This is a genomic window from Vibrio sp. 10N.247.311.49 (assembly GCF_041467655.1).
In the GTDB taxonomy this organism is placed as follows: domain Bacteria; phylum Pseudomonadota; class Gammaproteobacteria; order Enterobacterales; family Vibrionaceae; genus Vibrio; species Vibrio crassostreae_C.
In genome coordinates, this window is the sequence record NZ_JBFSVA010000004.1 from 228,570 (window position 1) to 241,601 (window position 13,032).

At 44.5% G+C, this 13,032-nt stretch carries 11 protein-coding genes; 9 read left to right on the forward strand and 2 right to left on the reverse strand.

Annotation, left to right across the window (positions count from 1 at the left end; genetic code table 11):
- Positions 1-64 precede the first annotated feature (64 nt).
- The 4 genes from lysS (at position 65) to AB6E54_RS06840 (ending at position 4,629) form a co-directional block, all read left to right on the forward strand.
- On the forward strand, positions 65-1,597 hold the full coding sequence (gene lysS, locus AB6E54_RS06825) for a lysine--tRNA ligase (RefSeq protein ID WP_372106047.1): 1,533 nt from the start codon (positions 65-67) through the stop codon (positions 1,595-1,597).
- 271 nt (positions 1,598-1,868) lie between these two features.
- Positions 1,869-3,203 carry a cyclic-di-GMP-binding transcriptional regulator VpsR gene (gene vpsR, locus AB6E54_RS06830; protein WP_372057781.1) on the forward strand — a complete coding sequence of 445 codons (1,335 nt, stop codon included), beginning with the start codon at positions 1,869-1,871 and terminating at the stop codon, positions 3,201-3,203.
- A 648-nt stretch (positions 3,204-3,851) separates the two neighbouring features.
- Positions 3,852-4,103, forward strand: coding sequence for a hypothetical protein (locus tag AB6E54_RS06835; RefSeq protein ID WP_004735015.1), 252 nt, complete (start codon positions 3,852-3,854; stop codon positions 4,101-4,103).
- Positions 4,104-4,317: 214 nt separating this feature from the next.
- Entirely contained in the window at positions 4,318-4,629 is a 312-nt protein-coding gene (locus AB6E54_RS06840; RefSeq protein ID WP_372106049.1) for a DUF6482 family protein, read from the forward strand.
- A gap of 68 nt (positions 4,630-4,697) precedes the next feature.
- Here AB6E54_RS06840 and mutH read toward each other — a convergent pair whose 3' ends face one another.
- Positions 4,698-5,363, reverse strand: a complete 666-nt coding sequence (mutH, locus tag AB6E54_RS06845; RefSeq protein ID WP_102332791.1) for a DNA mismatch repair endonuclease MutH — start codon at positions 5,361-5,363, stop codon at positions 4,698-4,700.
- A 616-nt stretch (positions 5,364-5,979) separates the two neighbouring features.
- On the opposite strand from mutH, the gene rppH reads away from it, so the two are divergent.
- From rppH to AB6E54_RS06870, 5 genes are read left to right on the forward strand one after another with little or no spacing between them, the layout of a single operon-like run.
- Complete coding sequence (gene rppH, locus AB6E54_RS06850) at positions 5,980-6,498, forward strand: RNA pyrophosphohydrolase (protein WP_017059335.1); 519 nt, start codon at positions 5,980-5,982, stop codon at positions 6,496-6,498.
- Between the two features lie 2 nt (positions 6,499-6,500).
- A complete protein-coding gene (gene ptsP, locus AB6E54_RS06855; RefSeq protein WP_017059336.1) occupies positions 6,501-8,750 on the forward strand; it encodes a phosphoenolpyruvate--protein phosphotransferase in 2,250 nt (749 codons plus the stop codon).
- Positions 8,751-8,758: 8 nt separating this feature from the next.
- Positions 8,759-9,550 carry a sulfite exporter TauE/SafE family protein gene (locus AB6E54_RS06860; protein WP_017059337.1) on the forward strand — a complete coding sequence of 264 codons (792 nt, stop codon included), beginning with the start codon at positions 8,759-8,761 and terminating at the stop codon, positions 9,548-9,550.
- A 57-nt stretch (positions 9,551-9,607) separates the two neighbouring features.
- A complete protein-coding gene (gene lgt / locus AB6E54_RS06865; RefSeq protein WP_017059338.1) occupies positions 9,608-10,429 on the forward strand; it encodes a prolipoprotein diacylglyceryl transferase in 822 nt (273 codons plus the stop codon).
- A gap of 9 nt (positions 10,430-10,438) precedes the next feature.
- Positions 10,439-11,290 (forward strand): thymidylate synthase, encoded by an 852-nt coding sequence (locus tag AB6E54_RS06870; protein WP_017059339.1) that lies wholly within the window; start codon positions 10,439-10,441, stop codon positions 11,288-11,290.
- Positions 11,291-11,845: 555 nt separating this feature from the next.
- On the opposite strand, the gene AB6E54_RS06875 is transcribed toward AB6E54_RS06870, so the two are convergent.
- Positions 11,846-12,991 (reverse strand): Na/Pi symporter, encoded by a 1,146-nt coding sequence (locus AB6E54_RS06875; protein ID WP_017059340.1) that lies wholly within the window; start codon positions 12,989-12,991, stop codon positions 11,846-11,848.
- Positions 12,992-13,032: the final 41 nt, after the last annotated feature.

A 13,032-nucleotide genomic window follows, 5' to 3' on the forward strand; every position in this document is an offset into this window, starting at 1 on the left:
GGTAAAAATGCCTATATTTGAAAAAATATAGCTGTCCAAATTATAAAAGCAGGGTACATCTCTAATGACTGATGCTGTTCAAAACGAAAACGCACAAGAAGCTTCTTCACCTGAAGAGAACAAACTAATCGCTGAGCGCCGCAGCAAGCTGGATCACATCCGCCAAAACTGCAAAGCTAACGGTCACCCAAATGACTTCCGTCGTGAGCACCTAGCTGGCGACCTTCAAGCGGAATTCGGTGAGAAGACTAAGGAAGAGCTCGAAGAGCTTAACCACATCGTTGCGATCGCTGGTCGTATTATGGCGAAGCGTGGTCCATTCCTTGCGATTCAAGAAACTTCTGGTCGTATCCAAGCATACGCAGCGAAAGACGTTCAAAAAGTACTGAAAGAGAAGTACCAAGGCCTAGATATCGGTGACATCATCGGTGTTAAAGGTGCGCTTCACAAATCAGGTAAAGGCGACCTTTACGTGAACATGGAAGAGTTTGAATTGCTGACTAAAGCACTTCGTCCTCTACCAGAGAAGTTCCACGGTCTAACTGACCAAGAGATGCGTTACCGTCAGCGTTACGTTGACCTAATCGTGAACGAAGATTCTCGTAATGCATTCATCGTGCGTTCTAAGCTTGTATCTTCAATCCGTAACTTCATGAGCGCGAAAGGCTACCTAGAAGTTGAAACGCCAATGATGCACGTGATCCCGGGTGGCGCAACTGCACGTCCGTTCATCACTCATCACAATGCACTAGACATCGACATGTACCTACGTGTTGCACCAGAGCTTTACCTTAAGCGTCTAGTGGTGGGTGGTTTTGACCGTGTATTCGAGATCAACCGTAACTTCCGTAACGAAGGTCTATCTCCACGTCACAACCCAGAATTCACAATGATGGAATTCTACCAAGCGTACTCTGACTACAAAGACCTTATGGATCTGACAGAAGAGATGCTAAGCACGGCAGCAATGGACGTTCTTGGTTCTACTTCTATGCCTTACGGTGACGAAACGGTTGAGTTCGGTGGCACTTACGCTCGCATGAGCATGTTCGATGCAATCAAACACTACAACCCTGAGCACGCTGAGATTCAAGCGCTAACAGAAGCAGACCTACAAGACCGTGAAAAGATGGTTGCTATCGCAAAATCTGTACACGTAGACGTAGAAACGTTCTGGACATGTGGTCAGCTTCTAGAAGAGATCTTTGGTGAAACGGCTGAGCCTCAGCTAATTCAACCAACGTTCATCACTGGCTACCCAGCGGACATCTCTCCTCTAGCTCGTCGTAGCGATGACAACCCGTTCTTCACAGACCGTTTTGAGTTCTTCATCGGTGGCCGTGAAGTTGCGAATGGTTTCTCTGAGCTTAACGATGCACAAGACCAAGACGAGCGTTTCAAAGCGCAAGTTAACGCGAAAGACGCGGGTGATGACGAAGCGATGTACTACGATGCAGACTACATTACAGCACTAGAGCACGGCCTACCGCCAACAGCGGGTCAAGGTATCGGTATTGACCGTCTAGCGATGCTATTTACAAACACGCACACAATTCGTGATGTGATTTTGTTCCCGGCAATGCGCCCACAAGCGTAATTTTTGCTTACGGTTTGTAACAAACGCGTTAATTGAAAAGCCACCTTCGGGTGGCTTTTCTGCTTTTATGACTTTAAAACCTTGCTTGCACCGCACTCTTGATTCGAAAAATCACTATTTCTGAGATAGTCTTACTATTGAGACGAAAAATCTAAGATAGTCTCATTATTATACGCCTCGGCGCTGAATACGATCTCGTGGCATTTTGTAGAGTTATCAGCATTAAACTCGTATTAGTCTGATTTAAATAAAAATAGAATAAGGAAGAAGGATGGGAACTCAATTTAAGATGGATTCCTTACCAGGTTCTCTTATCGTGGTTGGTGGTGCGTACGAACCCTGGTTATCAGTGTTAGAACAAGTGGGTTGGCAGTGTACCCAGTGTGCAGATCTACGAAAAGCCGATGCCTTGATTGCTGACATTGGCCCATGCATTGGCATTGTGGATCTTAGTCATGATGAGTTTAGCCTTAACGGTATCGCTAATCTCGTGAGCAACAACAAGCAAGTAAGATGGCTCGCCTTTATTCGTGAATCGCAATTGAGCTCTGATACCATTTGCCAATTTATCGTGAACTTCTGTATCGACTTTTTCACGGCGCCAATCCCAGATTCTCAATTGCTGAGTACCATTGGTCACCAACTGGGTATGCTTAAGCTTGAGCAGAAGGTATGGCCAAACTACGGCATCAATAACAACATGGGACTGCTAGGCGATTCTGTGGCCGTGAAGCGCTTGAGAGACCAAGTAAAGCGTATTGGGCCGACTGATGTCAGTATCTTGATTTATGGCGAGAGTGGGGCTGGTAAAGAGACGATTGCACGCTCGATTCATCAAAATTCGTCGCGAGCACAGAAACCATTTTTAACGGTTAACTGTCGTGCCTTGTCTGAAATGAGAATAGAGGCCGAGGTGTTTGGCATATCAGCACAGTCAGCGACTGCGCCTTGTATGTTGGAAGAAGCCGATGGCGGAACCATCTTGCTTAATGATGTTTTAGCGATGCCACGCAATCAACAACTGAACCTGTTGCGCTTTCTACAAGAAGGTAAGATTGAAACTGCGAATGGACCTAAATCTGTCGATGTGCGTATTCTGGCCGCGAACTCCTCTGATATCGAGAAGGCGTTGATCGAGGGCGACTTCAATGAAGAGCTTTATCACTATATCAATGTTCTGCGTATTCATGTTCCAAGCTTAAAAGAACGTGTGAGCGATATTTCAGTACTGGCGAATCATTTTCTGCGTGAGTACTCGAAAGAGTTTAATGCTCAAGCGAAGAGCTTCTCAGACGATGCTATCCGTTCGATGAATCGATACCATTGGCCTGGAAATGTGCGTGAGCTGATGAATCAGATTAAGCGTGTTGTGTTGATGTCTGATGCTGTGATCATTGAGGATCACCAACTGGATTTACCAAAACAGAATGATGAGCGCCGCAGTCTCAAAAGTATCCGTGAGCGTTCAGAGCGAGATGCGTTGCTGATTGTTCTGGAATCTTATGGTGGTCAAGTATCGTTGGCCGCTAAGGAGCTTGGAGTTTCGCGTGCAACCATGTACCGATTGCTGAACAAACATAGCCTGATTTCTGAAGGTGTTGTTTAGAGCTCTCTATTCATTGATTCTATCCCGTTAGTGTCAATCTAAGAGCCACGCATGATGCGTGGTTTTTTTATATCCATTGCTGCAACTTCTCGTTGATCGTTGATCGTTGATCGTTGACTGCTGACAGATTGACAGATTGACAGATTTACAGGTTGATAGATTGAGCTATTAGAGGCTCGGTCTTTAAGAGAGATGTTCTGTGATTTTATATAATCATAGTGAATATGTTATATATAAAGTAATATGCAACTAATATTTTGGGTGAATCATTTGTTTTGAAATTGTTAATCAATTATCGGTTGAATAATATACTCACTTGGTTAGACTTTAACCGTGAAAGCAATGGTTTAACAAAGACTTATTTGCTTTTATTATCTCATTTCTTTTTGGATTTTTTAGTTAGTTTGGAGGCGCAAATGAAACATTTCGATTTTATACAGCATATTTGCGCGTCGTTTGATCCGTGTACTGACATGGTGACTGTTATGTCACAAACATCAGCCATGGCCGATCGAAACACCCAAGATAAACCTAACTAATAGATCCGTACCCTTATTTGGCTGCGGAAAAATAGCAGCTAAGTGAGAAGCCCTCATACTATTTAACACGCTATTTTTCCTCAGTTTATTTTACAACTGGAGAGTTATTATGCGTCACTCAGTATACTTAAAACTAGCAACAGTCCTTATCCGTGCAGACCTTCGTCGTGAAGAACGTGAATGGCAACGAAAAGTTCGTCGTAGTTCATACGATCTACCATGGAACAATACTCATTTATTGAGAGATATTGGCCTTGAAGCCGATGGTCGACCAATTGGTTTTTCTGAACCTGAAGTCGTTACGATTGAACGTCGAGTTCGTCACCTTCGTCGAGTCTTAAGCGCGCGAATACCGACGTAATCTTGTGGGGTGATAGCGCCTTTCACCCCTTAAGATAAATATCAGCGATAGTTGTGGCGTCGGAAGTGCAAGCTTTTGAACTAGAACTGGCCAAAAAAGAGAAGCACTTGCTTCTCTTTTTTGCTTTTTTAAGCCGTTATGTGTGCTTTTTTAAGTCGTTATCTAGTAAAGAAAAAGAGTTCTACTACGCTTTATAGAGCAAGGGAGGCTGGCTATGCAAAAGCATCAATTAGACATGTGGTTACATGGAGAGCACAAAGACTCGTATCAAACACCAAAGGTATACGTTATTGGCTGTTCCGATATCTCGGAATATCTATTAGCAGTGGAATATAAACGCAAGCTAGAACCGGTAAAGCAAGACGGTGAGCCGCTTCACTTTGGATCCTTGGATCAAGTGAAAGAAGAGTTACTCCGGCTCGGCTTTGAAAAGGCGTATCTTCGCTTACACAACGCCTATGATGAGTTTGGTAATGAGCCAAGCCAAAGCTACTGTGATATTGAACTGGCGCTCAAACCTCATTAGAACTCGTTTCTTACTACCGACGGTTGATAACACACTGATCATCCTATCTTTGAAGTGCGTTAAGCGACCTATGCGTAGTGTGTCGTCAGCAATTTGTGGGTGAATTGAGTTCTTAGGTAAAAACCACGCGGTTTAGTCTTGATGGGCTTTCCACTTGCACCGTAGGCTTCCGTTAACACTCGGCTGTTGGCGGCTTTTGGTCGTAGATGCAGCGCTTCACCGTGCCTTGCTGTTATTTGTTCAACATTGCCTAACACGATCAATTCCATCAGTTCTTCCCAATCCCTTTTTAGAAGCTCGTTTTCAGCCTCGCTTGGTGTCCATAGCAAAGGGGATCCTACATGCCTCTCTGCTAGCGGGATCTCTCTTTCTCCCTCGACAGGGATCCACAACACCTTAGACAGCTTGTTTCGAACGTGGCTGGTTTCCCAAGTTATGCCTTGCACACCCATCAAAGGAGCAACACACACAAAGGTGGTTTCGAGTGGCTTGCCAGAGTAGCTAATCGGAATGCTTTTTAGCTCGATACCGAGCTTGGCAAAATCTTGTTCTGGCTTACTGCCTGCAGGTGCACCCAAGTGCCATTCCAATAGCTGCCCAACCCAGCCTTTATCACGCTTAAGGTCGTTTGGCATCACCATCTCAGCTTCGTCAGCGAGCTCTTTAAAGGTCATTCCGGCGATGGCATACGCGCGCTCTAACAGCTCTTGTTGTGTTTGTGGTTCTGGTTTCATAATAAAAGGCATGATCAAAAAAATGATTTTATCAGAAGTTATCACCAAATGACGACTGGTTAAGAAATGATCTCCTTGCGAGAAAAGGGATCAAACTCAGGGTTATCCACAGGACATAAAGGTAATTAATTGAAATATTAATTTAGTGGATAAATAAACAGGGGTTTATGGTGGATAAAATGCTTGCCAAATGGGGTTCAAAATGAATCTTTCACTTAGTAGTGTGGATAAACATCGGAGTGGTTGATCTTTAACCATGTCAGGTTTCTGAAAGATCTTTTACATTTCTAATGTTTTTTAAAACTAGAATGTTATTTTAATTTACTGATTTATATAATAATAAAATTATTTTGACTGATTTGTTGTTTTTGGTGTTGATGAATCTATGGATTAAAAAAAACGATTGCGGGTAATTCTTCACATAGTTATTCACAGAAAAGGTGAATAAATGTGGTCTATGTCTCACTATTGTGTGGGTAACTAGAGTTTGAGCAAAACTTATCCATATTCCTAGTTATTATTCATAAATATAGCGCTTATCACGTCACTAAGTTTGCTCCGATTGGGGATATGTGGAAAAATCAGAGTAATTAAAAATTTAGATAGAGGTTGGCCAGTGATAGATGGCGATGGTTACCGATTAAATGTTGGTATTGTAATCTGTAACAACCATGGTCAGGTCTTCTGGGCTAAACGATACGGGCAACATTCATGGCAATTCCCTCAAGGGGGAATAGATGAAGGTGAGACTCCGGAACAGGCAATGTACCGCGAGTTGTATGAAGAGGTTGGCCTTACTAAAAAGGATGTAAAGATCGTCGCGACAAGTCGTCATTGGTTACGCTACAAGCTACCCAAACGACTGGTTCGGTGGGATTCTAAACCTGTCTGTATTGGACAAAAACAGAAGTGGTTCCTTTTGCGCTTAGATTGCGATGAATCGCATATCAATATGCAGCGTGGAAGTACACCTGAGTTTGATGGTTGGCGTTGGGTGAGTTACTGGTACCCAGTTCGACAAGTTGTTTCTTTCAAGCGAGATGTTTACCGTCGAGCGATGAAAGAGTTCGCATCTTTAGCAATGCCGTTTAAAGAGCGAAAAATAAAAGGAAAGCGCAAATTGCGTAGAGGTTAAGCATGCTCAGTCAACTAAGGGAAATAGTTGAACACGTATCAAGAGTTGAAGATGTGTCGACGGCTCTTGATATTTTGGTTAAAGAGACATGCAGTGCGATGCAGACGGAATGTTGCACCGTGTATTTGGCAAATAATGATATGCAGCGCCTTGAGTTGATGGCAACTCAAGGCCTGATCTTCAAAGGCAATAGCATTCACATTGGTTTTGACGAAGGTCTGGTTGGCCTTGTTAAAAGAAGTGCTGAACCTATCAACCTTGCACAAGCGTCTGCTCACCCTGCTTATAAGTTTTTTCCAGAGCTTGGAGAAAACGTCTATCACTCTTTTCTCGGTACTCCGATTATCCACCGCAAGCAAGTGCTCGGTGTATTGGTCATTCAACAGAAGACCCCACGTTTATTTAGTGAGATGGAAGAATCCTTCCTTGTCACGCTCTCTGCACAACTTGCCGTTATTGTGGCGCACGCCCAAACTCAAGGCCATTGGCTGTTAGAGCAACAGAAGCTACCGGCTACTAAAGGTATTGCAGCTTCATCGGGCGTGGCGATTGGTGACTTATGGTGGGACAACACTCAGCCTGAACTCACCGATGTTTATCCTGCTTCGACGCTCAATATAGAGAGAGAGCATGAGTTGTTGGCGGTAGCGGTTGAAAACGCCCTCAATGACTTTAAGCGCATGCGAAAGCGCTTAGATAGCGAAATCAATAAAGATGCGTTGGCGATCTTTGACCTGTTTACTCACTTACTCAACGATCCTATGCTGCGTAAGGATCTAAAAAGCCAAATCCAGAAAGGCGATAAAGCCGATTGGGCACTAAGACAGGTTGTAGAGAGTTATTCTAATCGCTTTGCTCGTATGTCGGACGTGTATCTTCGTGAGAGAGCACAAGACATCCGAGAGCTCGGACAAAGGCTGCTCTATTTCCTCCACAACTCTGAACATGAACTTCGCACGTTAGATAAGCCGATTATCCTAGTGGTTCGTGAGTTAACCGCTTCGGTATTAGCGTCTATTCCCAAAGAAAAGCTCTTAGCGGTGATTTCCTTGGAAGGGGCGGCGAACTCGCACGCAGCGATTTTATCTCGAGCGCTTGGCATACCTTCCGTCATGGGGGTAAACCTCAACCTAGCTCAAGCTAATGGCAAGCGAGCGATTGTTGATGGGTATAGCGGTGAGATCTTTATTGAGCCGACTAAAAGCCTGCTCAAAGAGTATCGAGGGCTGATTCTAGAAGAGAGTGAGCTCTCCTCTATGGTCAATCGCGAGCTGTACCTACCGGCAAAAACGCAAGACAACAAGCAAGTCGAGATTCTGCTTAATGCGGGTTTAAGTGCAGACACTAACATCGCTATCAACCAAGGCGTTGATGGCGTAGGGCTGTATCGAACTGAAATTTCTTTCTTGTTGCAGCAAAGATTCCCGTCAGAGGATGAACAATTCAAGCAGTATCGTTCTGTACTGGCAAGCTACCCAGAGAAACAAGTGGTGATGCGTACACTCGATATCGGTGGTGATAAGGCCTTACCGTATTTTCCTATCGAAGAGGACAATCCATTCCTTGGTTGGCGTGGTATTCGGTTTACGCTCGATCATCCTGACATCTTTATTATTCAGTTACGAGCCATGCTACGTGCGAGCTGTGAAAGCCATAACTTGAGTATTTTGCTGCCGATGATCTCTGGTGCACAGGAGTTGGATGACGCGCTACAGTTGATTGAACAAGCGTATGATGAAGTGCATGAGCTTGATAACCGAGTGCGTATGCCTCGCGTTGGTATCATGATTGAAGTGCCATCCATGCTGTACATACTGCCGCTGATTGCGCATAAGGTCGACTTTGTTTCAGTCGGTACCAACGACTTAACCCAATATTTATTAGCGGTTGATCGGAACAATTCACGAGTATCCGATGTCTATGAATCAATGCACCCTGCGGTGATCATGGCATTAAAACAAATTCATGATACTTGTAAGCAATATCAATTACCTGTTTGTATTTGTGGCGAGTTAGCCGGTGACCCGATGGGCGCGCTGCTATTGATTGGATTGGGGTATGAGACGTTAAGTATGAATACCTCGAATGTCGCAAGAACCAAATATTTGATTCGTCAATCGAACTTGGCTGAATTACAGGATTTGGCAAATAAGGCACTTTCAAAACCGTATGGTAGTGACATCTATAGTATGATGCTGAACTATTTCGAAGAGCGTGAATTTACAGGCTTCATTCGAGCAGGTAAAAAATAGGATTTAACGTGTCATATGAACTGATAGGCTTGTTAGCGGGCCTTGGTGCTATTGTTGGTGTTTTAGCAGGCTTGCTAGGCATTGGTGGTGGTTTGCTGGTTGTTCCTGCCTTACTGTTTTTGCTTCCTAAAGCGGGTATCCCCCAAGAGTTTGCGATGCAAATGGCATTGGCTACTTCGCTATCAACCATCATCGTTACGTCGGGATCGTCTGCGATTAACCATCTAAAGTTGGGTAACGTAGAGATGTTTGTCGTTAAATGGTTGATGCCAGGTGTGGTGATAGGTGGCTTCCTCGGCTCTTTCGTGGCCGATGTAATTCCAGCTCAATACTTACCAAAAGTCTTTGGTGTGATTGTTTTGGTGTTGGCGTTGCAAATGCTATTGTCGATTCGCTCCAAGAGCCAAAAATCGATGCCGGGTTCAGCTAAAACCGTGTTGTGTGGCGGCGGGATTGGTTTGGTATCAAGCTTAGCGGGCATTGGCGGTGGGTCTTTATCGGTACCTTTCCTTAACCATCACGGTGTGGAAATGCGTAAAGCCGTCGGCTCATCTTCGGTATGCGGTTGTGTTATCGCGATTTCGGGAATGCTAGGTTTCATTTGGCATGGATCTTCTGTCGATGATCTTCCTGCGTATAGCTTGGGTTATGTTTATCTACCGGCTTTGATCGCGATATCTTGTACCTCAGTTTTGACCACTCGAGTGGGTGCGAAACTGGCCACTCAATTGCCAACCCCTGTGCTGAAGAAATTCTTTGCGGTATTTTTAATGTTTATAGCAGCCACAATGCTGCTGTAGTGTCTTTTCTGTTAGTCATTGAGCTAACCGTTAATCAATTTAGATAGAGAGCCAAGTATGTCTCAGGGTTTTATCGAATTCCCAAATATCGATCCTGTTCTTATTGAACTAGGACCAATCTCAGTTCGTTGGTACGGCCTAATGTACCTTGTCGGTTTTATGTTTGCTCTTTGGTTAGCAAATCGCCGAGCTGATCAACCGGGTAGTGGTTGGACTCGAGAGCAAGTATCAGACTTACTGTTTGCTGGCTTTCTAGGTGTGGTGTTGGGTGGTCGTATTGGCTACGTACTTTTCTACAACTTTGACCTTTTCCTAGCAGACCCACTGTACCTATTTAAGGTATGGACTGGCGGTATGTCTTTCCACGGTGGCTTGCTGGGTGTTATCACCGCAATGTTCTGGTATGCGAAAAAGAATGGTCGCACCTTCTTTGGCGTGGCAGACATGATTGCACCACTCGTCCCATTTGGTTTAGGTATGGGCCGTCTAGGTAACTTCATGAACAGCGAGCTTTGGGGCCGTGTGACTGATGTGCCATGGGCGATTGTGTTCCCTAACGGTGGTCCACTTCCTCGTCACCCATCTCAACTTTACGAGATGGCGCTTGAAGGTATCGTGCTGTTCTTCATCTTGAACTGGTTTATCAAAAAGCCGCGTCCTCTTGGTTCTGTATCAGGGTTATTCCTAGCTGGATATGGTACATTCCGCTTCTTAGTAGAATACGTACGTGAACCTGATGCTCACCTAGGTTTGTTCGGTGGATTTATCTCTATGGGACAAATTTTGTCACTGCCAATGGTTATCATCGGTGTGCTGATGATGGTGTGGGCATACAAGCGTGGTCACTACAAAGACGAATTACCACAACAAACGAAGTAAGGAATTGGTGTGAAACAGTATTTAGATCTCTGTCAGCGTATCGTTGATGACGGTACTTGGATTGAAAATGAACGCACGGGCAAGCGTTGCCTAACCGTGATCAATGCTGACCTTGAATATGATGTTGGTAATAACCAATTCCCACTGGTAACAACGCGTAAGAGTTTTTGGAAAGCCGCAGTTGCTGAGCTGCTTGGCTATATCCGTGGTTACGACAATGCTGAAGATTTTCGTAAGCTAGGGACTAAAACTTGGGATGCGAATTCTAACCTGAATGAAGCATGGCTGAATAACCCTTACCGCAAGGGTGAAGATGACATGGGCCGTGTTTATGGCGTTCAAGGACGTGCATGGGCAAAACCTGACGGCGGTCATATCGACCAACTGAAGAAGATTGTTGATGATCTAACTAACGGTATTGATGACCGCGGCGAGATCTTAAACTTCTACAACCCAGGTGAGTTCCACATGGGATGTTTGCGTCCGTGTATGTACAGCCATCACTTCTCACTACTTGGTGATACTCTGTACCTAAACAGCACTCAGCGCTCTTGCGATGTACCCCTAGGCCTGAACTTCAACATGGTTCAAGTGTATGTCTTCCTAGCTATCATGGCGCAAATCACGGGTAAGAAAGCTGGCGTGGCTTACCATAAGCTAGTAAATGCTCATATTTACGAAGATCAACTTGCACCTATGCGTGATATCCAGTTAAAGCGTGAGCCGTTAGCTGGCCCAACATTCCATATCAATCCTCAGATTAAGTCTCTAGAAGATTTGGAAACATGGGTAACGATGGATGACTTCTGGGTTGAAGGTTACGAATGCCACGAAGCGATTAAGTACCCATTCTCGGTTTAATCTCACTCGCTTTGTTTGATTGAAAGGCTGCCTCTGTGCAGCCTTTTTTGTATCTAAGTTACAGTGACGAGTAATCGAGATTCGAAGAGCAGAGAAATCATATGCTGTGTGATGCTTTATGTTACTCGTATACTCTCAACGCGCATTGGCTCTTTCTCTTCGATACTCGCTTACACGCATCTCGAATCTTTTTTCGATTCATCATTCCCTAGACTGACGAAGGAAGGAGTTGGGAGTCTCTTTCGTGGTGTGTTTGTGGGATTCCCTATCACGCTCGTTCCTCGCTGTAGGGAATGACGGAAATATATAGATGCGGGTAAACGAGATGCGGGATACGAAGAGCTAGAACGGACTTCTTTGGTGAGTAATGCTTACCTTACCGATTTACTCTTATATCGTATCAGTTTCAGCTCTTGTCACAAGCTTACTCATATCTCGAATTTGATTTTAGCTCTTCGTTACTCGTTTACCCTAATCCCGTATCTGCTCTTAAAAAGAAAAAGCCCGCAACCTAGGAGGTAGCGGGCTTTGCTATAAGCGATGTTTATTTTGCTATTAAGCGGTAAGAGCTAACACGCTACCAGGCAGTACAAGGAATACCGCAACAAGGTAACCAGCCACTACAGCTTTGTTCTTCACAGCCATGTCTGAAATCATGTCTGCCGCTTTAACTGGAAGTTCACGTAGGAACGGGATACCGAAGATGAATACCGTTGACATGATGTTGAACACCAAGTGTACTAGAGCAATTTGTAGTGCGAATACTGCGAACTCACCAGACACTGCTGTAGCTGCAAGTAGAGCCGTAATACATGTACCGATGTTTGCACCCAGAGTGAATGGGTAAACGTCACGTACTTTAAGAACACCTGAACCTACTAGTGGAACCATCAAGCTTGTTGTCGTAGAAGAAGACTGAACAAGGATAGTCACGATAGAGCCAGAAGCGATACCGTGGATTGGACCACGACCGATTGCGTTCTTTAGAATCTCACGAGCACGACCAACCATTAGGCTCTTCATCAGCTTACCCATTACAGTAATAGCTACGAAGATAGTTGCGATACCTAGAGCGATAAGCATGATGCCGCCAACAGTGTCGCCAAACGTTGATAGTGGTTCTTTAATCGCACTTACAACAGGCTTAGTGATTGGCTTGATGAAGTTAAGACCACCCATGCTCATATCACCTGTTGCTAGCATCGGTGATACTAACCAGTGAGAAATTTTCTCTAGAATTCCAAACGCCATCTCTAGTGGTAGGAAGATAGCAACGGCTAATAGGTTAAAGAAGTCGTGGATTGTCGCACTTGCGAATGCACGTTTGAACTCTTCTTTACAACGAACGTGACCAAGGCTAACTAGCGTATTGGTTACCGTAGTACCAATGTTAGCACCCATGATCATAGGAATTGCTAGCTCAACAGGTAAACCACCTGCCACAAGGCCAACGATAATTGAAGTAACTGTACTTGATGATTGAATAAGCGCTGTTGCTACTAAACCAATCATTAAGCCTGCAACTGGGTGTGAAGCAAATTCGAAAAGAACCTTTGCTTGCTCGCCTGTTGCCCATTTGAAGCCTGTACCAACCATTGAAACTGAAAGTAATAGTAGGTAAAGCATGAATGCCAAGTTAGCCCAGCGTAGCCAACGAGTAGTGCTCGAGATAGGCGCGGCTGCAGTAGTAGCTTGGTTCATAATGTTTTCTCCATTGGACCGTTTAAGTCTGTGTTTGGTCT